The sequence below is a fragment of the Ralstonia pickettii genome, assembly GCF_001699815.1.
Taxonomy (GTDB): domain Bacteria; phylum Pseudomonadota; class Gammaproteobacteria; order Burkholderiales; family Burkholderiaceae; genus Ralstonia; species Ralstonia thomasii.
In genome coordinates this window covers 67,570-94,158 of sequence record NZ_MCGB01000069.1, presented here as the reverse complement: position 1 = coordinate 94,158, position 26,589 = coordinate 67,570, and the positions used below count along the sequence as shown (strand labels likewise).

At 64.2% G+C, this 26,589-nt stretch carries 17 protein-coding genes and 4 tRNA genes; all 21 read left to right on the top strand.

Annotation, left to right across the window (positions count from 1 at the left end):
* A partial coding sequence (locus BEK68_RS13900) for a transposase domain-containing protein (protein ID WP_042917904.1) occupies nucleotides 1-246 on the top strand: 246 nt, incomplete at its 5' end.
* A 441-nt stretch (nucleotides 247-687) separates the two neighbouring features.
* A tRNA-Tyr gene (locus BEK68_RS13895) sits at nucleotides 688-773 on the top strand.
* Nucleotides 774-829: 56 nt separating this feature from the next.
* Nucleotides 830-903: transfer RNA gene (locus tag BEK68_RS13890), tRNA-Gly, on the top strand.
* A 19-nt stretch (nucleotides 904-922) separates the two neighbouring features.
* Nucleotides 923-997, top strand: a tRNA-Thr gene (locus BEK68_RS13885).
* Between the two features lie 43 nt (nucleotides 998-1,040).
* Nucleotides 1,041-2,231, top strand: a complete 1,191-nt coding sequence (gene tuf / locus BEK68_RS13880) for an elongation factor Tu (protein ID WP_004634449.1) — start codon at nucleotides 1,041-1,043, stop codon at nucleotides 2,229-2,231.
* Between the two features lie 89 nt (nucleotides 2,232-2,320).
* Nucleotides 2,321-2,396 (top strand) — tRNA-Trp (locus BEK68_RS13875).
* Between the two features lie 59 nt (nucleotides 2,397-2,455).
* Nucleotides 2,456-2,836 carry a preprotein translocase subunit SecE gene (secE, locus tag BEK68_RS13870; protein ID WP_004634450.1) on the top strand — a complete coding sequence of 127 codons (381 nt, stop codon included), beginning with the start codon at nucleotides 2,456-2,458 and terminating at the stop codon, nucleotides 2,834-2,836.
* A 12-nt stretch (nucleotides 2,837-2,848) separates the two neighbouring features.
* Nucleotides 2,849-3,433, top strand: coding sequence for a transcription termination/antitermination protein NusG (gene nusG / locus BEK68_RS13865; protein ID WP_004634452.1), 585 nt, complete (start codon nucleotides 2,849-2,851; stop codon nucleotides 3,431-3,433).
* A gap of 176 nt (nucleotides 3,434-3,609) precedes the next feature.
* Entirely contained in the window at nucleotides 3,610-4,041 is a 432-nt protein-coding gene (gene rplK, locus BEK68_RS13860; RefSeq protein ID WP_004634453.1) for a 50S ribosomal protein L11, read from the top strand.
* Between the two features lie 2 nt (nucleotides 4,042-4,043).
* Nucleotides 4,044-4,739, top strand: a complete 696-nt coding sequence (gene rplA / locus BEK68_RS13855) for a 50S ribosomal protein L1 (protein WP_004634454.1) — start codon at nucleotides 4,044-4,046, stop codon at nucleotides 4,737-4,739.
* A gap of 375 nt (nucleotides 4,740-5,114) precedes the next feature.
* Entirely contained in the window at nucleotides 5,115-5,621 is a 507-nt protein-coding gene (rplJ, locus tag BEK68_RS13850; protein ID WP_004634455.1) for a 50S ribosomal protein L10, read from the top strand.
* Between the two features lie 63 nt (nucleotides 5,622-5,684).
* Nucleotides 5,685-6,059 carry a 50S ribosomal protein L7/L12 gene (gene rplL, locus BEK68_RS13845; protein ID WP_004634456.1) on the top strand — a complete coding sequence of 125 codons (375 nt, stop codon included), beginning with the start codon at nucleotides 5,685-5,687 and terminating at the stop codon, nucleotides 6,057-6,059.
* A gap of 449 nt (nucleotides 6,060-6,508) precedes the next feature.
* The gene (gene rpoB / locus BEK68_RS13840) at nucleotides 6,509-10,615 is read left to right on the top strand and encodes a DNA-directed RNA polymerase subunit beta (protein WP_004634457.1); all 4,107 of its coding nucleotides are present in this window, start codon (nucleotides 6,509-6,511) and stop codon (nucleotides 10,613-10,615) included.
* A 127-nt stretch (nucleotides 10,616-10,742) separates the two neighbouring features.
* Complete coding sequence (gene rpoC, locus BEK68_RS13835; protein WP_012436593.1) at nucleotides 10,743-14,972, top strand: DNA-directed RNA polymerase subunit beta'; 4,230 nt, start codon at nucleotides 10,743-10,745, stop codon at nucleotides 14,970-14,972.
* A 259-nt stretch (nucleotides 14,973-15,231) separates the two neighbouring features.
* Nucleotides 15,232-17,082 carry a DUF2138 domain-containing protein gene (locus BEK68_RS13830; RefSeq protein WP_012436592.1) on the top strand — a complete coding sequence of 617 codons (1,851 nt, stop codon included), beginning with the start codon at nucleotides 15,232-15,234 and terminating at the stop codon, nucleotides 17,080-17,082.
* Entirely contained in the window at nucleotides 17,079-17,783 is a 705-nt protein-coding gene (locus tag BEK68_RS13825) for a DUF1175 domain-containing protein (protein WP_012436591.1), read from the top strand. Before BEK68_RS13830 ends, BEK68_RS13825 begins: the two co-directional genes overlap by 4 nt.
* Before the next feature lie 8 nt (nucleotides 17,784-17,791).
* Nucleotides 17,792-22,576, top strand: a complete 4,785-nt coding sequence (locus BEK68_RS13820) for an alpha-2-macroglobulin family protein (RefSeq protein ID WP_012436590.1) — start codon at nucleotides 17,792-17,794, stop codon at nucleotides 22,574-22,576.
* A gap of 7 nt (nucleotides 22,577-22,583) precedes the next feature.
* Nucleotides 22,584-24,305, top strand: coding sequence for a YfaQ family protein (locus BEK68_RS13815; RefSeq protein ID WP_012436589.1), 1,722 nt, complete (start codon nucleotides 22,584-22,586; stop codon nucleotides 24,303-24,305).
* Nucleotides 24,306-24,313: 8 nt separating this feature from the next.
* Nucleotides 24,314-25,105, top strand: a complete 792-nt coding sequence (locus tag BEK68_RS13810; RefSeq protein WP_027693346.1) for a YfaP family protein — start codon at nucleotides 24,314-24,316, stop codon at nucleotides 25,103-25,105.
* Nucleotides 25,106-25,115: 10 nt separating this feature from the next.
* A complete protein-coding gene (locus BEK68_RS13805; RefSeq protein ID WP_012436587.1) occupies nucleotides 25,116-25,958 on the top strand; it encodes a YfaP family protein in 843 nt (280 codons plus the stop codon).
* A gap of 7 nt (nucleotides 25,959-25,965) precedes the next feature.
* Nucleotides 25,966-26,556 carry a class I SAM-dependent methyltransferase gene (locus BEK68_RS13800; protein WP_012436586.1) on the top strand — a complete coding sequence of 197 codons (591 nt, stop codon included), beginning with the start codon at nucleotides 25,966-25,968 and terminating at the stop codon, nucleotides 26,554-26,556.
* The last annotated feature ends 33 nt before the right edge of the window (nucleotides 26,557-26,589 follow it).

Below are 26,589 nucleotides of genomic sequence, written 5' to 3'. Positions count from 1 at the left end.
ATCGACAACAACCACGTCGAGCGACAGATCCGGCCGGTTGCCCTGGGTCGCTCCAATTGGTTGTTTGCAGGCTCACTGCGCGCCGGTCAACGCGCGGCTGCCGTCATGAGCCTGATCCAATCGGCCAAGCTCAACGGGCACGATCCCTACGCCTATCTGAAAGACGTCCTCACGCGACTGCCGACCCACAAGGCGGCCGACATCGCCGAACTGCTCCCGCATCGCTGGACGCCCAGCGCCACCTAGCTGGCAAGACGGGTTCACCGGGTGCTTACAAACCTCCCGCCGGAGGCGCTCGTGGTCTCGCACCAGGCGCCTTCGGTCAGCCGGCTAGAGCCCGTACGATCGTCCGCTCACGGCGGTGACGCGCTGGATACTCGAGGGCTGGCTGCGTTCGCTTTGTGCGGTGTGCAAGCGCCCTACATCGTATGTCTGTAGTTGTGTGGTGTAGGCCCGCCGTGGGGTCCCCGACCTTCCGTAGCTCTGCTTGCCGACTGCATTTGTGGCTTCCGAAGACGGCTACGCAAGCCCTTTGGCGGGTGCGTTGGAGGGAGGCACCGTGACGCCGCCCCCACTGGAGTGAACTTGCCGTATAAGGGTGAGAGCACCAATGCTCGAAATCTCGCGATTTCATCAAGGAACGCTTGACAGGGTGGCTTGATGGTCCCATAATCGCAAGTTCTCTTCGGAGAGGTGCCCGAGTGGCTAAAGGGGGCAGACTGTAAATCTGTTGGCTTACGCCTACGTTGGTTCGAATCCAACCCTCTCCACCAGAATTAAGCAGTGAGTTCGGTCGCAAGGCCGGGCGGCAAGGGAAGAAGTAACCCGGGCGGGTGTAGCTCAATGGTAGAGCAGAAGCCTTCCAAGCTTACGACGAGGGTTCGATTCCCTTCACCCGCTCCATTCACTGTTCGCAAGTTTTGCCCATGTGGCTCAGTGGTAGAGCACTCCCTTGGTAAGGGAGAGGTCGGCAGTTCGATCCTGCCCATGGGCACCACGCATCCACCAACGCAAATCGCTACCGAGACAGGAGTCGCGACATGGCAAAGGAAAAGTTCGAGCGGACTAAGCCGCACGTGAACGTTGGTACGATTGGTCACGTTGACCACGGCAAGACGACGCTGACGGCAGCGATCACGACCGTGCTGGCGACCAAGTTTGGTGGTGCCGCCAAGGCATACGACCAGATTGATGCGGCGCCGGAAGAAAAGGCACGCGGCATCACGATCAACACCGCACACGTTGAGTACGAAACGGCTAACCGTCACTACGCGCACGTTGACTGCCCGGGCCACGCCGACTACGTCAAGAACATGATTACCGGTGCCGCCCAGATGGACGGCGCAATCCTGGTGTGCTCGGCCGCTGACGGCCCGATGCCGCAAACGCGTGAGCACATCCTGCTGGCCCGCCAGGTTGGTGTGCCGTACATCGTCGTGTTCCTGAACAAGTGCGACATGGTGGACGACGCTGAGCTGCTGGAGCTGGTCGAGATGGAGGTGCGCGAACTTCTGTCGAAGTACGACTTCCCGGGCGACGACACCCCGATCATCAAGGGTTCGGCCAAGCTGGCGCTGGAAGGCGACAAGGGCGAGCTGGGCGAAGTGGCCATCATGAACCTGGCCGACGCACTGGACACCTACATCCCGACGCCGGAGCGCGCTGTTGACGGCACGTTCCTGATGCCGGTGGAAGACGTGTTCTCGATCTCGGGTCGCGGCACCGTGGTGACCGGCCGTATCGAGCGCGGCGTAGTCAAGGTCGGCGAAGAGCTGGAAATCGTCGGTATCAAGGCCACGCAGAAGACCACCTGCACGGGCGTGGAAATGTTCCGCAAGCTGCTGGACCAAGGTCAGGCAGGCGACAACGTCGGTATCCTGCTGCGCGGCACGAAGCGCGAAGACGTCGAGCGCGGCCAAGTGCTATGCAAGCCGGGTTCGATCAAGCCGCACACGCACTTCACGGGCGAGGTCTACATCCTGTCGAAGGACGAAGGCGGCCGTCACACGCCGTTCTTCAACAACTACCGTCCGCAGTTCTATTTCCGTACGACGGACGTGACCGGCTCGATCGAGCTGCCGGCCGACAAGGAAATGGTCATGCCGGGCGACAACGTGTCGATCACCGTCAAGCTGATCGCCCCGATCGCCATGGAAGAAGGTCTGCGCTTCGCTATCCGTGAAGGCGGTCGTACCGTCGGCGCCGGCGTCGTCGCTAAGATCATCGAGTAAGTGCTGTAACTCTTCCGTGCGGCTGCCAACCGGCCGCACGTGAAGTGCCAGAGTGGGGTTGACCGAAATGGCAACCCCAAAGCTGTTTTAGGGGTATAGCTCAACTGGCAGAGCGTCGGTCTCCAAAACCGAAGGTTGGGGGTTCGATTCCCTCTGCCCCTGCCAATTCATCAGCCGCGTCGCGCAGGAAAACGCGCCACGCGGCTTAGTCTCGTTTGGGAAACATGGCCAATCCGAACGTCGAAACCGTCAACACCGCCAGCGGCAAATGGTTGCTGGCCTTGGCGTTCCTGCTGCTGGTCGCTGGGGTGATCGGTTTTTACTTGCTGGCGCAACAGCCGAGCTATGTCCGTGCTGCCTCGCTGATTGGCGGGCTGGTGTTGGGCGCGGGCGTTGCGTTGGTGTCCGCACCTGGGCAAAGCTTCATCGAGTTCGCGCGCGAGTCGTACCGCGAAGTTCGCAAAGTGGTGTGGCCGACGCGCAAGGAAGCCGGGCAGATGACCGGTCTGGTGTTTGCGTTCGTCGTGATCATGGCCCTGTTCCTGTGGTCTGCGGACAAGCTCATTGAGTGGGTGATTTTCTCCCTCGTGCTGGGCTGGAAATAATCGGGTGAAGCCATGACGGATAACGTAGCGAACGACACGTCCACGGATTCGTCCGCACCGGCCTCAAAGAAGCGCTGGTATGTCGTGCATGCCTATTCGGGCATGGAAAAAAGCGTGCAACGCGCGCTGCAGGAGCGCATCGAGCGCGAAGGCCTGCAACATCTGTTCGGCCAGATTCTGGTGCCGTCGGAAGAGGTGATGGAGAGCAAGAGCGGTCGCAAGACCGTGACAGAGCGCCGCCTGTTCCCCGGCTACGTCTTTGTCGAAATGGAGATGACCGACGAGACCTGGCACTTGGTGAAGAACACTTCCAAGGTCACTGGTTTCATTGGTGGTACGGGCAATCGCCCCTCGCCGATCTCCAAGAGCGAAGTCGACAAAATCATGGCCCAGATCCAGGAAGGGGTCGAGAAACCGCGTCCCAAGACGCTGTTCGAAGTGGGCGAAATGGTGCGTGTGAAGGAAGGCCCGTTTACCGACTTCAATGGCAACGTCGAGGAAGTGAACTACGAGAAATCGCGCCTGCGCGTTTCCGTGACGATCTTCGGACGTGCAACGCCCGTCGAACTCGAGTTCGGTCAGGTCGAGAAGGTTTAAGAAATTTGGTGCGGTGGCGCAAGCCACTGCGCTAATCGCCCGGTCCACCGGACTTGGCGGGCAACGGTGGCGAAGCCGCCCGCGCCAACAGAGGAGCGTCGGCCTTGCGCCGATGCGTTACCACTCAACAGGATTGCCATCGTTGTTTGAACTGGGCAATCCGGATTGGAGTCAAGATGGCCAAGAAAATTATTGGCTTTATCAAGCTGCAAATTCCGGCTGGTAAAGCAAATCCGTCCCCGCCCGTCGGCCCGGCCCTGGGTCAGCGCGGTCTGAACATCATGGAGTTCTGCAAGGCGTTCAACGCGCAGACTCAAGGTATGGAACCGGGCCTGCCGGTGCCGGTGGTGATCACCGCCTTCGCCGACAAGAGCTTCACCTTCGTGATGAAGTCGCCGCCGGCGACCGTGCTCATCAAGAAGGCTGCCGGTATCCAGAAGGGTTCCGCCAAGCCGCATACCGACAAGGTTGGCAAGATCACCCGCGCGCAGGCAGAGGAAATCGCCAAGGCGAAGAACGCTGACCTTACCGCAGCTGATCTGGACGCCGCCGTGCGTACGATCGCCGGTAGCGCCCGTTCGATGGGTATCACGGTGGAGGGCCTGTAATCATGGCAAAGATTTCGAAGCGTGCGGCCGCGAACAAGGCCAAGGTCGAACGTACCAAGTTCTACCCGATCGACGAAGCGCTGAGCCTCGTTAAGGAATGCGCCAGCGCCAAGTTCGATGAGTCCATCGACGTGGCCGTGCAACTGGGCATCGATGCGAAAAAGTCGGACCAGGTGGTTCGTGGTTCGGTGGTGCTGCCTGCTGGTACCGGCAAGTCGGTGCGCGTGGCCGTGTTCGCCCAGGGCGACAAGGCCGAGCAAGCCAAGGCTGCCGGCGCTGAGATCGTCGGCATGGAAGACCTCGCCGAGCAGATCAAGGCCGGCAAGATGGACTTCGACGTCGTGATCGCTTCGCCGGACACGATGCGCGTGGTCGGTACGCTGGGTCAGATCCTGGGCCCGCGTGGCCTGATGCCGAACCCGAAGGTCGGCACCGTGACGCCGGACGTTGCCACGGCTGTGAAGAACGCCAAGGCTGGTCAGGTGCAATTCCGCGTCGATAAGGCCGGTATTATCCACGCCACCATCGGCCGCCGCTCGTTCGAGCCGGCAGCGCTGAAGAGCAACCTGGCTGCACTGCTGGACGCACTGACCAAGGCCAAGCCGGCATCGAGCAAGGGCGTGTACCTGCGCAAGGTCGCCGTCTCGTCGACGATGGGCGTGGGCGTGCGTGTTGACCAGGCAACCCTGGCTGCCTGATCGCTCTCGATCATTCGCACCGGGCGGCCCGATAACCATCCTGGTGTCAGCAGTTTTCTCTTGCGTGGCTTCGGCCGCGCAGACCCTCGAGGCTTGAGGGACAAGACTTTGGGCAGTGGCAGACGTCTGCGCAAGTAGGCAGACGCCACTGGTTATCAAAGACCGTTGGCGGTGTGGGGCTCCTCGGAGCCAACACCTTAATCGCGGCCCACTCCGGAAGCGGAGGGGACTTCAGCCAACGCAGATGGCGCCCCCGAAGGGAATGAGTGACTTTGGTATCGCCGAAGTGATTTGTGCCAATCGGACGCCGTACTTTTGGACTGACCGAGGTGACCGCAGCGACTGCGGAAGCCGACGTCGTTTTGGAGCTTAACCGTGGCACTCAATCTCGAAGATAAGAAGGCCGTCGTGGCCGAGGTAACGGCGCAAGTCGCCAAGGCCTCGACCATCGTCGTCGCCGAATATCGCGGTATCACGGTTGGCGATCTGACCAAGCTGCGCGCGCAAGCGCGCCAGCAAGGCGTCTACCTGCGCGTTCTGAAGAACACGCTGGCACGCCGCGCTGTTGAAGGCACGCCGTTTGCCGAACTCGCCGAGCAACTGACCGGCCCGCTGATCTACGGTATTTCCGAAGACGCAGTGGCCCCGGCCAAGGTGCTGAACGATTTCGCCAAGGGCAATGACAAGCTGGTGCTGCGCGCTGGTTCGTACGATGGCAAGGTTCTCGACGTCGACGCCGTGAAGGCGCTGGCAACGATTCCGAGCCGCGAAGAACTGCTCAGCAAGCTGCTGTTCGTCATGCAGGCGCCGGTGTCGGGCTTTGCCCGCGCCCTGGGTGCCCTGGCTGCCAAGCAAGGCGAAGGCGAGGCTGCAGCGGCCTAATAGGCTGCGGCACCACGTACAGATCGCACGATCGATACCGAATCACATTCTGGAGTTATTCAAATGGCAATCACCAAAGACGACATCCTGGAAGCCGTTGGCGCGATGTCCGTGATGGAACTGAACGACCTGGTCAAGGCGTTCGAAGAGAAGTTTGGCGTGTCGGCTGCTGCCGTGGCCGTGGCCGGTCCGGCTGCTGCTGGTGGCGCTGCTGCCGCTGAAGAGCAAACCGAATTCACCGTGACGCTGAAGAGCGCCGGCGCGAACAAGGTTGGCGTCATCAAGGCCGTGCGTGAAATCACCGGCCTGGGCCTGAAGGAAGCCAAGGACCTGGTCGATGGCGCACCGAAGCCCGTGAAGGAAGGCGTCGACAAGAAGACCGCCGACGAGCTGGTGAAGAAGCTGGTGGAAGCCGGCGCGGAAGCCGAAGCCAAGTAAGTGCAGGTCTCGCGTGCCGTACCTGGTACGCGATGGAGGCTGGCAAAGGGAGATTTCCCGGCGCCAGCCTTTTTGCGCTTGTGGGGCCGATTGTTGAGCGATCCCGCAGTCACGCTATAAGTATCGTTGAAGTCTCTTTGCCGGGTTTTCCGGCAGCCGGCCAGGACAAGGCCAGCAGAGGCCAAACATCAGTGGCACACTAGGCAGTTCGCAGTCCGCTGATGTTTGTCTTCTGAACCGACTGCAGAAGGCAAGTTTGGTCGGGTGCTCCCCCGTCCGTAGCATGGGCTCCATGGGCTCATGTGCGGGTGGCGCGCGCAGTACCGTCAGCCAGAGGTTGGTAGCGGCCAACCGCCAAATCCCGTCACCAGTCGCTGAACACCTCAAGTGTCAGGCGTGCCTTATCGCCTTAAGTCCGTCGCGCGCACTTGCGATGATTCGGAGATCCCATGGCGTACAGCTTTACCGAGAAGAAGCGTATTCGCAAGAGTTTCGCGAAACGCGCAACGGTTCATCAGGTTCCCTTCCTGCTTGCCACCCAGATTCAATCGTATGCCCAGTTCTTGCAGGAGAACGCTCCTGTTGCACAACGCAAGAGCGAAGGTCTGCAAGCGGCGTTCAACGCCATTTTCCCCATCGTGTCGCACAATGGTCTGGCACGCATGGAGTTCGTGTCGTACCACCTGTCCAACCCGCCGTTTGACGTCAAGGAATGTCAGCAGCGTGGTCTGACCTTCCACTCGGCGCTGCGCGCAAAAGTGCGCTTGATCATCAACGACCGCGAGAATCCCACCAAGGTCAAGGAGATCAAGGAGCAGGAAGTCTACATGGGCGAAATTCCGCTCATGACCTCCACCGGTTCGTTCGTGATCAACGGGACGGAACGTGTGATCGTGTCCCAGCTGCACCGTTCGCCGGGCGTGTTCTTCGAGCACGACAAGGGCAAGACGCACAGCTCGGGCAAGCTGCTGTTCTCGGCGCGGATCATCCCGTACCGCGGCTCGTGGCTCGATTTCGAATTCGACCCGAAGGATATCCTTTACTTCCGCGTTGACCGCCGCCGCAAGATGCCGGTGACGATCCTGCTGAAGTCCATTGGCCTGACGCCGGAACAGATCCTGGCGCACTTCTTCGTGTTCGATAACTTCACGCTCAAGACCGAAGGCGCACTGATGGAATTCGTGCCCGAGCGTCTGCGCGGTGAAGTCGCTCGCTTCGACATTTCCGACAAGAACGGCAAGGTCGTGGTCGAGAAGGACAAGCGCATCAACGCCAAGCACATCCGCGACCTGGATTCCGCGGGCACCAAGCTGATCAGCGTGCCGGAAGACTACCTGCTGGGCCGCGTGCTGGCGAAGAACATCGTCGACCCGGACACCGGTGAAGTCCTGGCCAACGCCAACGACGAACTGACCGAAGGCGTGCTCGAGAAGCTGCGTGACGCCGGCGTGAAGGAAATCCAGACGCTGTACACGAACGACCTGGATCAAGGTCCGTACATGTCGGCGACGCTGCGCACGGACGACACCGCCGACCAGACCGCCGCGCGTATCGCCATCTACCGCATGATGCGCCCCGGCGAGCCGCCGACCGAAGACGCCGTTGAAGCACTGTTCCAGCGTCTGTTCTACAGCGAAGACTCGTACGACCTGTCGCGCGTTGGCCGCATGAAGGTCAACAGCCGCCTGAACCGCTCGAGCGGTACAGGCCCGATGGTGCTGACCGACGAGGACATCCTCGACACGATCAAGCTGCTGGTGAACCTGCGTAACGGCAAGGGCGAAGTCGACGATATCGACCACCTCGGCAATCGCCGTGTGCGCTGCGTCGGCGAACTGGCAGAAAACCAGTTCCGTGCCGGGCTGTCGCGTGTTGAACGCGCCGTGAAGGAACGTCTGGGCCAGGCCGAGACGGAAAACCTGATGCCGCACGACCTGATCAACTCGAAGCCGATTTCGTCGGCGATTCGCGAGTTCTTCGGTTCGTCGCAGCTGTCGCAGTTCATGGACCAGACCAACCCGCTGTCGGAAGTCACGCACAAGCGTCGTATTTCCGCCCTGGGCCCGGGCGGTCTGACGCGCGAGCGTGCGGGCTTTGAAGTCCGTGACGTGCACCCGACCCACTACGGCCGCGTGTGCCCGATCGAAACGCCGGAAGGTCCGAACATTGGTCTGATCAACTCGCTGGCGCTGTATGCACAACTGAACGACTACGGCTTCCTCGAAACGCCGTACCGCAAGGTTGAAAACGGCAAGCTGACCGATCAGGTGGATTACCTGTCGGCCATCGAGGAAGGTAAGTACGTGGTGGCGCAGGCCAACGCGACGCTGGACAAGGACGGCAACCTGATTGACGAACTGGTCTCCGCGCGTGAAGGCAGCGAGCGTGAAACCCGTATGGTCACGCCGGACCGCGTGCAGTACATCGACGTGGCACCGTCGCAGATCGTGTCGGCTGCAGCTTCGCTGGTGCCGTTCCTCGAGCACGATGATGCAAACCGTGCACTGATGGGCGCAAACATGCAGCGTCAGGCCGTGCCCTGCCTGCGTGCGGACAAGCCGCTGGTGGGTACCGGCGTCGAGCGCACCGTGGCAGTGGACTCGGGTACCGCCGTGCAGGCAACCCGTGGCGGCGTGGTCGACTACGTTGACGCGAACCGTGTGGTGATCCGCGTAAACGATGCCGAAGCCGTCGCCGGTGAAGTCGGCGTGGACATCTACAACCTGATCAAGTACACGCGTTCGAACCAGAACACGAACATCAACCAGCGTCCGATGGTCAAGGTGGGCGACGTTGTTGCCCGCGGCGACGTGATTGCTGACGGCGCCTCGACCGACATGGGCGAGCTGGCGCTCGGCCAGAACATGCTGGTCGCGTTCATGCCCTGGAACGGCTACAACTTCGAGGATTCGATCCTGATCTCGGAGCGCGTCGTGGCTGAAGACCGCTACACCTCGATCCACATCGAGGAGCTGTCGGTCGTTGCTCGCGACACCAAGCTCGGACCGGAAGAAATCACGCGCGACATCTCGAACCTGGCCGAAGCCCAACTGGCTCGCCTGGACGAATCGGGCATCACGTACATCGGCGCAGAAGTGGAAGCCGGCGACGTGATGGTCGGCAAGGTCACGCCCAAGGGCGAGACCCAGCTGACGCCGGAAGAGAAGCTGCTGCGTGCGATCTTCGGTGAGAAGGCGTCCGACGTGAAGGACACCTCGCTGCGCGTGCCTTCGGGCATGAGCGGTACCGTGATCGACGTGCAGGTCTTCACGCGTGAAGGCGTGGTGCGTGACAAGCGCGCCCAGTCGATCATCGATGAGGAACTGAAGCGCTACCGCCTGGACCTGAACGACCAGCTGCGTATCGTGGAAGGCGATGCCTTCCAGCGTCTGGAGCGTCTGCTGGTGGGCAAGATTGCCAACGGCGGCCCGAAGAAGCTGGCCAAGGGCACCGCGCTCACGAAGGAATACCTGGCCGATCTGGACAAGTGGCACTGGTTCGACATCCGCCCGGCAGAAGACGAAGTCGCGCTGCAGCTGGAAGCCGTGAAGGTTGCCATCGAGCAGAAGCGCCACGACTTCGACCTCGCGTTCGAAGAGAAGCGCAAGAAGCTCACGCAAGGCGACGAACTGCCGCCGGGCGTGATCAAGATGGTCAAGGTGTACCTGGCCGTGAAGCGTCGCCTGCAGCCTGGCGACAAGATGGCCGGCCGTCACGGTAACAAGGGTGTTGTGTCGAAGATCACCCCGATCGAAGACATGCCGTACATGGCCGACGGCACACCTGCCGACATCGTGCTGAACCCGCTGGGCGTGCCTTCGCGGATGAACGTGGGTCAGATTCTCGAAACCCACCTGGGTTGGGCCGCACGCGGTCTGGGCGAGCGCATCGGCAACATGCTCAAGGCGCAAGCCAAGGCTGCCGAGATCCGCAAGCTGCTGGGTCAGATCTACAACGAGAGCGGCAAGGTTGAAGATCTGGACAGCCTGTCCGACGCGGAAATCCTCGAGCTGGCCGAGAACCTGAAGAAGGGCGTGCCGTTCGCGACGCCGGTGTTCGATGGTGCGCATGAGGACGAAATCCGCCGCATGCTGGACCTCGCCTATCCGGAAGACATTGCGAAGGAGAAGGGCCTGACCGCTTCCAAGCAACAGGTCACGCTGTTCGACGGCCGCACCGGTGAAGCCTTCGAGCGTCCGGTCACGCTGGGCGTGATGCACATGCTCAAGCTGCACCACTTGGTCGACGACAAGATGCACGCGCGTTCGACCGGTCCGTACTCGCTGGTGACGCAGCAGCCGCTGGGCGGTAAGGCCCAGTTCGGTGGCCAGCGTTTCGGTGAAATGGAAGTGTGGGCACTCGAAGCGTACGGCGCATCCTACGTGCTGCAGGAAATGCTGACCGTGAAGTCGGATGACGTGAACGGCCGGACCAAGGTGTACGAGAACATCGTCAAGGGCGAGCACTCGATCGATGCCGGCATGCCGGAATCGTTCAACGTGCTGGTGAAGGAAATCCGCTCGCTGGGTATCGACATCGACCTCGAGCGCAACTAAGCGCCGATGCGGTGAGGGCATGGCGGCAACATCGCCATGCCCTGGTAACAGCAGCCATTGACGAAGATTTAGGGCCGGCGCCTTTGGGTCACACCAGGGCGCCAGCCTCAAACTCAAGGAGTTTGGAATGAAAGCATTGCTCGACCTATTCCGTCAGGTACAGCAAGAAGAGCAGTTTGACGCGATCAAGATCGGCCTCGCGTCGCCTGAGAAAATCCGTTCGTGGTCGTTCGGCGAAGTCAAGAAGCCCGAGACCATCAACTACCGTACGTTCAAGCCTGAGCGTGACGGTCTGTTCTGCGCCAAGATCTTCGGCCCGATCAAGGACTACGAGTGCCTGTGCGGCAAGTACAAGCGCCTGAAGCACCGTGGCGTGATCTGCGAGAAGTGCGGCGTTGAAGTGACGCTGGCCAAGGTGCGACGTGAGCGCATGGGCCACATTGAACTGGCTGCGCCGACCGCGCACATCTGGTTCCTGAAGTCGCTGCCGTCGCGTCTGGGCATGGTGCTCGACATGACGCTGCGCGACATCGAGCGCGTGCTGTACTTCGAAGCATTCGTCGTGGTTGAACCGGGCATGACCGCGCTCAAGAAGAGCCAGATCATGTCGGAAGACGACTACCTGGCCAAGTGCGACGAATACGGCGAAGGCGAATTCGTCGCCATGATGGGCGCCGAAGGCATTCGCGAGCTGCTGCGCGGCATCGACATCGAGAAGCAGATCGAGACGATCCGCGCCGAGCTGCAGGCCACGGGCTCGGAAGCCAAGATCAAGAAGTTCGCCAAGCGCCTGAAGGTGCTCGAGGCATTCCAGCGTTCGGGCATCAAGCCGGACTGGATGATCCTCGAAGTGCTGCCGGTGCTGCCGCCCGAGCTGCGTCCTCTGGTGCCGCTGGACGGCGGCCGTTTCGCCACGTCGGACCTGAACGACCTGTATCGCCGCGTGATCAACCGGAACAACCGTCTGAAGCGTCTGCTCGAGCTGAAGGCGCCGGAGATCATCGTGCGCAACGAAAAGCGCATGCTGCAGGAAGCCGTGGATTCGCTGCTGGACAACGGCCGTCGCGGCAAGGCGATGACCGGCGCTAACAAGCGTCCGCTGAAGTCGCTGGCTGAAATGATCAAGGGTAAGGGCGGCCGTTTCCGTCAGAACCTGCTGGGCAAGCGCGTGGACTACTCGGGCCGTTCGGTCATCGTGGTAGGCCCGACGCTGAAGCTGCATCAGTGCGGCCTGCCCAAGCTGATGGCGCTCGAACTCTTCAAGCCGTTCATCTTCCACAAGCTGGAAACGATGGGCATCGCCACCACGATCAAGGCGGCGAAGAAGGAAGTGGAAAGCCAGACGCCGGTGGTGTGGGACATCCTCGAAGAGGTGATCCGCGAACACCCGGTGATGCTGAACCGCGCACCGACGCTGCACCGTCTGGGTATCCAGGCGTTCGAGCCGGTGCTGATCGAAGGCAAGGCCATCCAGCTGCACCCGCTGGTCTGCGCGGCGTTCAACGCCGACTTCGACGGTGACCAGATGGCTGTTCACGTTCCGCTGTCGCTCGAAGCGCAGATGGAAGCGCGCACGCTGATGCTGGCGTCGAACAACGTGCTGTTCCCGGCCAACGGCGATCCGTCGATCGTGCCGTCGCAAGACGTGGTGCTGGGTCTGTACTACACGACCCGGGACAAGATCAACGGCAAGGGCGAGGGCATGACCTTCGCCGACATCTCGGAAGTGATCCGCGCCTACGAGAACAAGGAAGTCGAACTGGCTTCGCGCGTGAACGTGCGGATCACCGAGTATGAGCTGGTGAACCCGGAAGCCGACGGCGACGCCCGCTTCGCACCGAAGATCACGCTGCAGGCCACGACGGTTGGCCGCGCGATCCTGTCGGAGATCCTGCCCAAGGGTCTGCCGTTCTCGGTGCTGAACAAGCCGCTGAAGAAGAAGGAAATCTCGCGCCTGATCAACACGGCGTTCCGCAAGTGCGGTCTGCGCGAAACCGTGATCTTCGCTGACAAGCTGCTGCAGTCGGGCTTCCGCCTGGCAACGCGTGCCGGTATCTCCATCGCCATCGACGACATGCTGGTGCCGCCGGCCAAGGAGAAGATCATCTCCGAGGCAGCCGCCAAGGTGAAGGAATACGACAAGCAGTACATGTCGGGTCTGGTGACGGACCAGGAGCGTTACAACAACGTCGTGGACATCTGGGGCGCCGCTGGTGACCAGGTGGGCAAGGCGATGATGGAGCAGCTCCAGACCGAAGACGTGGTCGACCGCAACGGCAAGACCGTCAAGCAAGAGTCGTTCAACTCCATCTACATGATGGCCGACTCGGGCGCACGGGGTTCCGCAGCGCAGATCCGTCAGCTCGCCGGTATGCGTGGCCTCATGGCCAAGCCGGACGGCTCGATTATCGAGACGCCGATTACCGCGAACTTCCGCGAAGGCCTGAACGTTCTGCAGTACTTCATCTCGACCCACGGCGCACGTAAGGGTCTGGCTGATACGGCACTGAAGACCGCGAACTCGGGTTACCTGACCCGTCGTCTGGTCGATGTGACGCAGGATCTGGTGGTGGTGGAAGACGATTGCGGCACCTCCAACGGCGTGGCCATGAAGGCCCTGGTCGAAGGCGGTGAAGTGATTGAAGCCCTGCGCGACCGTATCCTGGGCCGCGTGGTCGTCAACGACGTGGTGAACCCGGAAACGCAGGAAACCGCGATCGAGGCCGGCACGCTGCTCGACGAAGACATGGTGGACCTGATCGACGCGCTGGGCGTGGACGAGGTGAAGGTTCGCACGCCGCTGTCTTGCGATACGCGCTACGGGCTGTGCGCCAAGTGCTACGGTCGCGACCTCGGCCGCGGTGTGCTGGTGAACTCGGGCGAAGCAGTGGGTGTGATCGCTGCGCAGTCGATCGGTGAGCCGGGCACGCAGCTGACGATGCGTACGTTCCACATCGGTGGTGCGGCATCGCGTGCGGCAGTGGCATCGAGCGTGGAAGCGAAGGCAACCGGTACCGTGCGTTTCACGGCGACCATGCGTTACGTCACCAACGCGAAGGGCGAGCAGATCGTCATCTCGCGTTCGGGCGAAGCGCTGATCACCGACGACCACGGCCGCGAGCGTGAGCGCCACAAGATCGTGTACGGCGCGACGCTGCTGGTCAAGGATGGCCAGTCCATCAAGGCCGGCACGCAACTCGCCACGTGGGATCCGCTGACGCGTCCGATCATTTCGGAGTACTCGGGCACCATCAAGTTCGAGAACGTCGAAGAAGGCGTGACCGTCGCCAAGCAGATGGACGAAGTGACCGGTCTGTCGACGCTGGTGGTGATCGATGCGAAGCGTCGTACCGCTGCCACGAAGGGCATCCGTCCGCAGGTGAAGCTGCTCGACTCGTCGGGCGCTGAAGTGAAGATCCCGGGCACGGACCACTCCGTGACCATCGGCTTCCAGGTGGGCGCGCTGATCACCGTGAAGGACGGTCAGCGAGTGCACGTTGGTGAAGTGCTCGCACGTATCCCGACCGAATCGCAGAAGACGCGTGACATTACCGGTGGTCTGCCGCGTGTGGCCGAGCTGTTCGAAGCCCGTTCGCCGAAGGACGCCGCCGTGCTGGCGGAAGTCACCGGTACGACTTCCTTCGGTAAGGACACCAAGGGCAAGCAGCGCCTGGTGATTACGGATCTCGACGGCAACGCCCACGAGTTCCTGATCGCCAAGGAAAAGCAGGTGCTGGTGCACGACGGCCAGGTGGTCAACAAGGGCGAAATGATCGTCGAAGGCCCGGCCGACCCGCACGACATCCTGCGTCTGAAGGGCGTGGAAGAGCTGGCGACCTACATCGTCGACGAAGTGCAGGACGTGTACCGTCTGCAAGGTGTGAAGATCAACGACAAGCACATCGAAGTGATTGTTCGTCAGATGCTGCGCCGCGTGCAGATCGTTGACACCGGCGACACCCGCTTCATCCCGGGTGAGCAGGTGGAGCGTTCGGACCTGCTCGACGAGAACGACAAGGTGATCGCGCTGGGCAAGCGTCCGGCGACCTACGAGAACCTGCTGCTGGGTATTACGAAGGCATCGTTGTCGACCGACAGCTTCATCTCGGCGGCGTCGTTCCAGGAAACCACGCGCGTGCTGACCGAAGCCGCCATCATGGGCAAGGTCGACGACCTGCGTGGTCTGAAGGAAAACGTCATCGTTGGCCGTCTGATCCCGGCCGGTACCGGCTTGGCCTACCACCGCGCCCGCAAGGCGAAGGAAGTGGCCGACCGCGACCGCGCTGCAGCGATTGCCGAAGAAGAAGCCGCTTCGATCTTCGAAACGCCTGCCGTTCAGCAAGAAGGCGACGCGTAAGCGAACGCAAGCAACACCATCAAAGCCCGGCCATGTGCCGGGCTTTTTTTTGTCCGCTTTTCGCCAAGGCGCCGTGTGCAGACGCCAAACAACACTGGTGCTGTCGGTTCCGTATTTTCTTGAGACGTTAACCCGCCTTAACATGCCAACCGCTATGATTTCCCGGTTATAGACCGGCACTTTTTACAATCTACGCGCCCTCCAGCGGAGCAGATTCCAGCAAGTCGCCGGCCCCTCCAGCCTTGCCGACGATTCCTCCATGAAGCTCACACGCAAGCAGATCGCCGTTGGTGCGGTCGCCCTGGTCGTTGCCGGCACGGCGGTGGTGCAGATGGTCTGGCACCCGTTTGGCCGTACACGCGCGCTGCACGCCCGCCAGGTCCAGCTCGATCTGACCTATCCCGACGCCCTGATCGACAGCCAAAGCCTGTCGCAACTGCCGCGCGACGTGCTGCGCGTGCCGCTGCTGCGCGATGTGCTGACCGAAGATTTCGTCGCCTATTACGAAGGCAACGACGACCGCCTCTCGGTGGCCGGTGCGCTGCGCCGCCTGGCGTACGAGCAGAAGCTCGATCTGGCCGAGACCGTGCTCAAGCATGTGTTTGACGAGCCCGCGCGCGTGATGCTGTGGCGGGGCCCGGACGACAAGCTGCGCTACTGGGTGCTCTCGATGCAGCGCAACGGCCTGGCCAAGGCGCTGGAAGCCGTCGCCACCGTGGCGACGAGCGACGCGCAGCTCAGCAAGGTCGCCGATGGGCTGGGCGATTCGGGCGCGCCGGTCTACGCGCTCAGGCTCTCGGCCACGCGTTCGATCCTGATTGCCAGCAAGGGCGACCGGCTGATCGCGCTGTCCGAGCCCGGCATGCTGCTGGATAAGGACGGCAAGCCGATTTCCAAGCAGGCGAACGCGCTGGCGGCCCTGTTTTCCGACGATGCCGGCAAGCGCAACGTGCAAGCCACGGCGTACGCGCTGCCCGCGCAGGAGCCGACGGGCCATCACGTTGTGGTGAGCGCCAACTATCTGTCATTCGGTTATCAGCAGTATTTTCCTGGCATTGAAGCGCTGCGTTTCGACTTCGGATCGGGTAAGGACGGCGCGGGCAACGGCTGGCAGAGCGCCGCGCTCATCGACCCGGCGCGGCTGTCGGCAAAGTGGGACAACGCCGCGCTTTGGCGCGCGTTGCCATCTGATCCTGCCGCGTGCGCGACACTGCCGGTCGACTGGAAGGCCGCCGGCACGCTGCTGAAGTCCGTGGCCGGCGACGCCAAGGAGATTAGCGAAGCCGCCGCGCACGTCGGCGATGCGTTTGCAGGGCCAGCCGCTGCGTGCTGGTACGGCAAGTCGTCGCTGGTGGCGCCGTTGTTCGTGGCGAAGCTGTCGTCGGCGTCGCAGGCCGAGGCGGTCAAGCCGGCGCTCGGCGCGCTGTTCGGCCAGATTGTCGGTTCGTACGAAGCCAAGGCGCAGGCCGACGACAAGTCCGGTCCGTACAAGCGCCTGCCGGTGACGACAAAGCCGGGCCCCGCCAACGCCACGCTGTGGCAGCGCCCGGTCAGCGCGCGCTACGGTACAGCGCAATCGGCCGGTGCACCGTTTGCGGCGCAGCTGTCGGCGGATCGCTACTTCCCGGTCACGCTGGCCATTGCGGGCGACGTGGTCGTGTTCTCGCCAGACGCGCGCCTCGTTGAAGACGCCCTGGCGGTGCTCGCGAAGCGCTTCCCCGCCGTGGCGGATAGCCTGCCGAAGGACAAGGCCGATCGCATCGTCCTGACGATGACGCCCGCGTCGCTCGCGCCGCTCGTCCGCCGCGAAGCCGGTGCCGCGCTGCCCGCCGATCAGGAAGCGGTGTTCCTCAACGCCGCGCAGACGCATCTGTTTCCCAAGCTCAAGGCGTTGTCGGGGTACGCGCCGGTGTCGCTGGCGCTGGATGGCGGTGTGCTGTCGTCGCGCGGCTGGGTGCCGGTGACGTGGCTGTCGAGCGGGCGCGGCCTGCCTGCCGGCGGAGATGGCACGCCGGCGGCGGTTGACGCAGCGGTATCGCCAGGGCCGTCGGCGGATGTGCCGGCCACGGCGGTGGCGCCCGCTTCCCAAGACAGCACCAGCTCGCAATGACGCTGCGCGCCCAGGCCGCTGCGTTGAACCGCCGCCGTTGGTTGACGGCGGTGGGAGCCAGCCTGCTCGCTCCGTCTGTGCATGCGCTGTCAGGCTGGGCCGATACGGCGCCCGCGGATGCCGATGCGCTCACGCCGGACCAATCCAGCATGTTCCGTGCGTGGTTCGTGCGCATCGTCAACGAGCAGCTCCGCCAGGGCCCGACGCCGCGCTGGACGCACCGCGACTGTGCCGGGCTGGTGCGCTTTGCCGCCGGCGAGGCGCTGCGCACGCACGACGCCCGCTGGCTGCGCGCCAACGGCATGCGCGATGCAGAATCCACACGGCAACTGCCGCCCGAGCTGAATCTCACGCCCGCCCAGCGCACGCTCACGCAGCGGTGGGCGCGCTTCGACGGCAGCACCGGCGCGTATGTGTCGGCGCTCGGGCTCATCCAGCAGAACAGCCGATTCATTGCGAAGGACGTCAACCAGGCGCTCCCTGGCGATCTGCTCTTCTTCGATCAAGGCGACGACCAGCATCTGATGATCTGGATGGATCGCTACATCGCCTACCACACCGGCACCGTTACCCGCACCGACAACGGCCTGCGTGCGGTCCCGGTCTCTGAACTGATGCAATGGAAAGACTCGCGCTGGCAGCCGCAGAGCGGCAACCCCAACTTCATCGGCGTGTTTCGTCTGGCCTTTTTGACACGGTAGAAAAACTCATGCGCAACCGTTGGCTGTCGTTCAATCTCGTTGCCGCCGTCTGCGTGACGGTGCTGGCGTTGGTCGCTTCGGTGTCGACAGCGCACGCGGCCGATGCGCAGGAAGCGCCGAACCCAACGCTGTTCGACGTGCCGGGCAGCGGCTACGAGCCGTTCAAGGGGCAGCCGTTCTTCCTGCTCTCGGATGCGAGCTACGGGACTGATCAGGAAGCGATGGTCCGCCTTGAAGCGCCGGGCCGCGAGTACAAGGACGAACTGTCCCGCTACGGCGGCGCGGACATCCTCGTCTACCGCGTGCCCCAGCCGCTGGAATTTCTGAAGGCGCAGAAGAACCTGCACCGCATCGACGTCAAGGCCAACTACACGGGCGAAGGTCTGGCCAACACGCTCGCCTATCTGTGGGACAACTGGACGCGCCAGGCCCGCCGCGCTTGGCAACGCGTGCTGTCGTTCGCCACGCGCAGCAAGGCCGTAGAGACTGCGCCGCAGTTCAGCATGGGCGATCAGATGACCGCGCCCACGCGCTTCTCGAACAACCCGCAGTACGCGCCGCTCAAGGGCTACGAACTGCTGGGCCGCTTTCGCTACCCGATCTGGGACGCCAAGCCCATCGCACCGCCCAAGGACGTGAAGCTCGAGGGCAGCAGCAGCGAATGGATGCCGCAGAACGCCGGCAACGTGATGATCCCGGTTGGCAAGCTGCCCGCCGGTTTGTACATCGTTGAAGCCGTGATTGGCGCGTACCGTGCGCACACGCTGCTGTTTGTGTCGGACACCGTGGCCGTCACCAAGGGCACTTCGCAAGGGATGATGGTGTGGACGGCCGAGCGCAAGAGCGGCAAGCCGGTCAGCGGTGCATCGGTGAACTGGACCGACGGCGTAGGCGTGCTCGCTTCCGGCACCACCGAGGTCGACGGCACGGCCGACCTGCGCCACGTGTCGCCCGAACGCAGCTACGTGATCGGCAGCGACCGCGCGGGCGGCGTGTTCATCTCCGAGAATTTCTATTACGACAGCGAGATCTACAACACCAAGCTGTACGCCTTTACCGATCGCCCGCTGTATCGCCCCGGCGACGAAGTCAGCGTCAAGTTCATCGGCCGCAATTTCAAGAACGCGATCGAATCGACCGTGCCGGCGGCCGGCGACATCAAGCTGCAAGTGCTTGACCCGAACGGCGCGCCGGTGGCCACCTCCACCACGGGGCTGGCGGGCGAGATGGGCGCCGACGCGCGCTTTACGCTGCCATCCAACGCACCGGCCGGTGGCTACTCGCTGCGCTTCGACTACAACGGCGGCACGTACGGCGGCGCCTTCCGCGTGGCCGAATACATCAAGCCGCACTTTGACGTGAGCCTGTCGCTGGACAAGGCCAGCTACGGCACGGGCGAAGCGGTCAAGGGCAAGATCAGCCTGCGCTATCCGGACGGCAAGCCGGTCAAGAACGGCAAGGTGTCGGTCAACCTGCGCGCACAACAGGTGACGATGGTGGAGGGCGAACTGCGTTACGCGGGCCTGTTCCCCGTCAAGCTGGAGCAGCAGGAGCTGACCACCGATGGTGACGGCAACGCCAAGCTGGAGTTGCCCGCCGCCAAGGAGCCCAGCCGCTACGTGGTGACCGTGTTTGCCAACGACGGCGCGGCGTACCGCGTGAAGGTCACGCGCGAATTGCTGATCGCGCGCGGCGCCACGCCGTACAAGCTGTCGACCACGTCGAACTTCACCACGCCGGGCCAGAACGTGTCGTTCACGCTCACGCCGATGCCGGTTGTCGGTGGCGCAAGCGGTGCCAGCGCGCCGCCCGCCAAGTGGGATCTGGTGCGCCTGGAAACGCGCACGCGCACCGAAGGCACGCTCGCGCCGGATGCCAAGGGCAACGCCACGTTCCCGGTCAAGTTCGACCAGCCGGGTTCGTACACGCTGTCGGTGCGCGATGCGGCCGGCAACCTGCTTGCCGCATCAAGCCACTGGGTGGCCGGCGATGGCGTGCAGACTGTGCCGGGCAACATCGAAATGGTGTTCGACCGCGATCGCTACCAGATTGGCGACACGGCCGAAGCGCTGATCACGTTCCCGCTGCCGGTGGACGATGCGCTGCTCACGCTCGAACGTGACAAGGTCGAGCACCACGCGCTGCTCACGCGCGGCGGCGAATGGCTGAGCCTGCAGAAGGTCACGCCGTCGCAGTACCGCGCCCGCATCAAGATCGGTGCGGAGTTCGCGCCGAACATGACGTTCTCGGTGCTATACGTGCGCGATGGCGACATGGTGTTCCAGAACGCCGGCATCGTCGTCACGCAACCGACGCTGGACCTGGGCGTGCATGCGGACAAGGCCGTCTACGCGCCGGGCGAGACCGTCACGCTGGACTTGACCAGCGCGCTGGCGGGCAAGCCCGTGCCGGCCAACCTGACCGTGTCGGTGGTCGACGAAATGATTTACGTGCTGCAGCCCGAAGTGGCGCCCAGCATCGTCGATTTCTTCTACCACCCCCGCCGCAACAGCGTGCGCACCACGTCGAGCCAGAGTTTCATCAGCTACGACCTGGCGCTCGCCTCGTTGCCGGGCAAGCCGGGCGGCACGTATGGCCGCCACAACGAGCGCGGCGTGAAAGTGCTCGAGCGTCCCCGCCGTGATGAGCAGGACACCGCTGCCTGGGTCGCCAACCTGCAGACCGGCGCCGACGGCCGTGCGCGCATGACCTTCAAGATGCCGGATTCGCTGGCGCGCTGGCGCATCACGGTGCGCGCGGTGTCCACCACCGGCGCATCGGACGGCATCGTCGGCCAGCGCACCGCGAGCATCCGCTCCGACAAACGGCTGTACCTGAAATGGACGGGCCCACAACGCTTCCGCGAGACCGACCAGCCGCGCCTGGACATGGTCGCCTTCAACCAAACCGACAAGGACATCACCGCCGACTGGATCGTCTCGGGCGCTGGCCTGAACATCAACCAGCGCGTGACGCTCAAGCGCGGCGCCAACTACCTGCGCGCGCCCGTCACGGCGCTGCAGGCGGGTGTGGTGAATGCCGAGCTGAAGCAGGACGACAAGGTTTCGGACCGCCTGCAGACCACGCTCAAGCTGGATGCGACCGGCTGGCTGGCCGACCGCGAAAACGTCGTCCCGCTCACGCAGTTGCAGGGCACGCGCCTGCCGCTTGGCCTGCCGGCTGATGCGCGCGACGTGCGCCTGCGGGTGGTCGGCAACACCGCCAGCCAGTTTGCTCGCGTGGCCGATGACCTCATCGAATATCCGTACGGTTGCGCCGAGCAGACGGCCAGCCGCCTGATCCCACTGGCACTCGCCCAGCAGAGTCTGGCAGCCACCGGCACGCGCCTGGGCGATGGCGGTCCGGCCGGCACGCAAGGCGTCGACGCGCTGCTGCGCACGCAACGCCAGCGTCTCGCACTGCTGGCAGGCACCAACGGCACCTTCGGCTGGTGGGGCGAGCTGACCACCAGCAGCGCGCTGATCACGTCGTATGCGTATTACGCGGATTGGCTTGCCAGCCGTTCGGTCGGCATCAGCCTGCCGGCAGACAACTGGAAGCAGGTGCTCGAAGCCTACAAGCGCACCAGCCAGAACGAGCCGCTGCTGCACCGCGCGCTGGCGCTGTGGTTTGCCAATGAGATGGGCCTGCCGGTGGCGACGCCGCTCTCAGGCGTGGCTAACGAGCTTGCGCCCAGTGGCGGCAAGGCGGCCAAGGCCACGGCTGATGCCGACCCCGCAGCGGGCGACAGCCTGATCTTCGTGGCGCCGGATTCGCCGCGCGGGCGCCAGGTCGCGACGGTGCTGACGGCACAGCTGATGCGCCAGATCGGTCAGCCGGTGCCGGAAGCGCTGGTCTCTGCCGAGATTGCTGCACGCAGTGCGCTGGCTGCCAACACCTCGCCGCTGGTGCAGAGCCTGTTGCTGATGGGCGGCGGGCGCTCGGCTGCCGACCCGGCGCCGCTGCTGGCGCGCGCCAGCGCGGCCCTGCCGACGATCGACCGTGCTGTCGCGCTGGTCTGGCTGCAGAAGGGTCTGGGTGGCCTGCAAGGCGCCAGCGTTGCCACCATCCAGCCGGCCGTCTCGGCGGGCGGTTGGCAGGCGACGCGCTCTCCGGTTGGTGTGCCGACGTGGCGCTGGACCGGCGCACAAGCCCCCGCCGCGCTGGACCTGACGGCGGCTCCGACCGACGTGACCACACAATCGGCCATCGTGTCGTACCGCAGCCGCGCGGCTGAGGCCTCCAAGCTGCCGATCACGGTGGAGCGCAAGCTGTACCGATTGGAGCCACTCGATTCGGCACCGGCCAAGCCGGACCCCAAAGCGCCCAAGCAGCCGGCGGCCGGCGCCAGCAGCAGCGGCATCGCCTTTACCGCCAAGCCGGTCAAGCCGGGCGACACACTCGACAGCAACGCACTCTACGTCGACGAGGTCGTGCTGACCCCGCGCCAGGGCACGTATCGTTACGGCCTGGTCGAAGTGCCGCTGCCGCCGGGCGCCGAAGTGGAGGCCACCACATGGGGCATCCAGATCGACGGCCTGAAGGGTGAGCCGAACGAAGGCAATGGCGCGCAGGCGTTCGAGCGCAAAGCCGCGTATGAAATGGGCCAGCTCTCGTACAACCAGCCGGTGCCCGCGCTGGAGCGCCCGACCGTGCTGCGCCAGCTGGTGCGCTTCTCGCTGCCGGGCCGCTTTGCACTGCCGCCGGTGCGCTACTTCCGCATGTACCAGCCGGAAGCCAAGGCGTTCCAGGGCGACGGCAAGACCGCCAGCTATCCGTTCAAGGTGGAGTGATCTGGCGATGCCTTCCCGCCTGCTCGCGCGCAGTGTGCTGACCGGCGTCCTCTGGGCCGCCGGCGCCTGCGCGCTTGCCGGGTACGCCATCGCTGCGCCGGTGGGCCAGTCACTTCCATCGTTGCGATATGCAGCGTTGCAAGGCGATGACGCCAAGCTATGGCAATTCAGCGTTGACCCCGCCGGCGGCGTGCCGCAGGCCACCGCGTTGCCGCGCGACACCGAAACACCGCTCGGCAGCGTCTGGAAGCTCTTCGTCTACAGCTATCTCGTCTCGCGGCGCATCAACACGCCCGACTACACGTGTCACGGCAACGACGCCGAAGAGGTCTACTGCTGCACCGCCGGCAACAGCATCGACCGCGAGCGCGCGCTCATCCAATCGTGCGGACGCTATTTCGAACCGGTGCGCCTCGGGCTGGACCGCGCGGACTGGCGCCGTTTCTGGCAGCAGGCCGGATCGCCCGCGTGGCTGCGTGATCTGCGTGCCATGCAGCCGACGCATCGCGTGCCGGTCGCCGATCTGCTCACCGCGCTGCGCAGCGTTCCGGCCGATGGGCGCGAAACTGCCGCGCAAACGCTCGTCTCTGTGCTGACCGTCGGGCGTGGCGAGGGCACGGTGTCGGACTTCGGCGGCCTGCTGCGCGCCAAGACGTGGACGATGCCCGACCCGCAGCACCCCGGCGCGTCGATCGGCGGCGCCGCGGGCTGGCTGGTCGACGGCACGCCCGTCTGGCTCGGCGGTGCCGGGTCGAGCAACCAGGTGCTGGCCGCTGCCGCCCCGCGCCTTACGCCGCTGATCGAGCAGACGCCCGTGCCCGACGACGATGCCTGTGTCGTGGTGGATTTCTTCGCGCGTTACCCGATTCGCGAAGTGCGCGACGCCAGCGGCAAGCCGGTCGCCGCCGGTCGCCTGGAAGGCCGCTACGCCGTGCGCTTCGTCAACGGCAACACGCTGCCCATCGAGAGCAAGGGGGAGCTGACGCTCGCGCGCCAGAACAACGTGCCGGTCATTACCGGCCGCCTGGGCATGAACGATTACGTGGCACGGGTGGTTGAGCGCGAAGGCGAACTCGCCGAGCCCCAGGCAGCGCGTGCGTTGGCCGTGGCGGCGCGCAGCTACCTCGTGCAGCACGCCTCGCGCGACAGGGGCTGCTACCGAATCGCCGACAGCTCGCGCACCCAGCGTGTGCTGCCGCGCCCGCCGATGGCCGCCGCACGCAACGCAGCCGAATTTACCGACACGCTGGTATTGGCGGGCCAGTCCGTGCAATACCACGGCACCATCAGCGCGCGCGGCCAGATGAGCTGGACCGCCGCGCGCGCCGCTGCTCAGCGCGGCCAGGGGTTCGACGCCATCCTCGCGCAGTGGTGGCCGCAGGCGACGCTCACGTCATTTCAGAGCCCGGTGGCTGGGGATTGTTCACCCGTGGCAGGGGCACAGCAGTGGCTCCAGGCGCGTGCGCCCGGTTGGTCCGCGCGTCTTCGCGCAGAGGCGGGCTATGAGACGCCGCCGCTGCCCGCCGTGTGCGTCGTGCACGAGGGCCGGCCGTATGCCGATGCGCGCCGCAACCGGCTGTACGTGCACCGCCTTGCGACCGAGGAAGACCGCATCGCGCTGACGCACGAGTATCTGCACCTCGCCTTTGCGCGCCACCCGCGCGGGCAGGACGAACAGTTTGTCGAGGCGATGGCGCGTCGCCTGATTCGAGGGGAGGGTTTGCTGTGAAGAGTGGGATGACGCGCTTGGCGCTGTGCACTGTCGCGCTGCTGCTGGCCGCTTCGGCGCTGGCTGAGCCGGTGGCCGATCTGGAAGGGCCGATCGGCGGCTGGCGCAACAGCAAGCTGACCAACGAGCTGGAACAGTACACCGCGGCGTATCCGAAACCCCCCGTGGACCGTGGCGCGCAAAAGTACCGCACGCTCATCGCCGGGCGCATCCGCGCGGCCGGCAAGCAGCGCCGCCCGCCGGTGCTCGTCGTCAACGGCAACGCCATGCCGCTGTATGGCGATGGCGAAGGCCGTTTTGCGCGCCCCTGGGCGTTCGGCCCCGGCTCGAACAGCGTCGAAATCGTCGGCGCCGACGGGCAGTCACGCCAACGCCTGCAGTTCTACGAGGCCGACACCACCAAGACATCGGCCAAGCTGCGCGCCGTCCTCACGTGGGACGACCCGCGCGCCGAGGTCGACATGCACGTCATTTCGCCGATTGGCGACCACGCGTTCTGGGCGCAGCCGCTGCTGTCCGACGGCGGCGGCCTCGACGTGGACAGCGTCGACGGTGCCGGGCCGGAGATTTTCTCGACCGCCGCGCCACGCCCGGGCGTGTGGCTGTTCTACGTGAACTATTGGGGCAACTTCAACGCCGGCGGCTACAACTTCGACGAAAAGGCACATGACCGGGATCTCATCACCGCACAATTGACGCTGATCTATAACGAGAACACGCCCAACGAGCGGCGCGAGTTCGTCAGTGTGCCGCTGCGCAAGATCGGCGAGCTGGCGCTGATGAAATCGATCCGCTTCTGACGTGACGCACATGATGCCTTCCACTTTCCGTCTCGCCGCTGCCATCGCGCTGGCCGCGTTTGCGGCCGCTGGGAGCGTGCTTGCGCAAACCGACGCCGGCAATATCGAGATGACTGCGCCGCTCAATGGCTGGCGCAATTCGGCGGGCGATGAATCCCGCTACACGCAGGACGTGCATTACCCGGCCGTATCGGTGTCGACGCCCCAAGGGCAGGGTGTGGCGTCGATGATCGCCGGGCGCATCCGCAACCAGCCGAAGGCTGCTGCAGCAATGGACGAAAGCAAGCCGCGCCGCCGCCGTGGCGCCGACGGCTCGTCGGTGGGCACGCTGATCGTCAATGGCGTGGCCATGCCGCAGCGCATCGAGGCCGACGGTACGTTCTCGCGCCCGTATGCATTTGGCGCCGGCAGCAACAGCGTGGAGGTGCGCAGCGCGCGCGGCGACGCCAAGCGTGTGCAGTTCTACGACAGCTACGCCGGCAAGCAGCGTCCGCGTTTGCGCGTGGTCCTGTCGTGGGACACCGATGGCACCGATCTCGACTTGCACGTCATTTCGCCCGATGGCCAGCATGCCTGGTACGGCAACCGCGTGGTCGAAAACGGTGGGGCGCTCGACGTGGACGTCACCACCGGGTATGGTCCCGAGATCTATTCGAATCCGGCGCCCGTGCCTGGCACGTATCTCGTCTACGTGAACTACTACGGCAGCGGCAATGACAGCAGTGCGATCACCACCGCCACCGTCAGCATCATCACCGACGAGAACACGCCGTCCGAGCGCCAGCAGACGTTTGTCGTGCCGATGCGCAAGGCCGGCGATCTGACGCTGTTACGCAGTTTCACGATGAAATAGGATCGCCATGGACTCCCAGACTGTTGCCGCCTACGACACCCTTGCCGAAACCTTCGCGCAGGAGTGGCGCGATCAGCCGGCGCCTGAAGACCTGTATGCGTTGCTGCGCCGTGAGTTCAAGGCAGGCGGCGCCACCGCCGACATCGGCTGCGGCGCGGGCCGCGAGGTGGCGTGGCTCAACGCCAATGGTTATCCGGCCGTTGGCTACGACGCGTCGGCCGCGCTGCTGGAAGCGGCGCGCGAGCAGTATCCTGGCCTGTCGTTCCGGCAGGCGCTTTTGCCTGAATTGGTCGGCATTGCCGAAGGCGCGTTCGACAACGTCCTCTGCGAGACCGTCATCATGCATCTGCCGCCCGAGCAGATTGGCGCGGCGGTGCAGCGGCTGGTGTCGTTGTTGCGCGCGGGCGGCACGCTGTATCTGAGCTGGCGCGTCACGCCCGACGCCGACCAGCGCGATGGGCGCGGCCGGCTCTTCACGTCGTTCGATGCGGCGCCCGTGCGCGAGGCGCTGGCCGGCACTGAGGTGGTTTTCGACGAAGCGGCTGTCAGCCAGTCGTCGGGGCGGACGATCCATCGCATCGTTGCGCGCACGGTCTGATCGCTGCGTTGCCCACAATCCGACTGTCCTGAT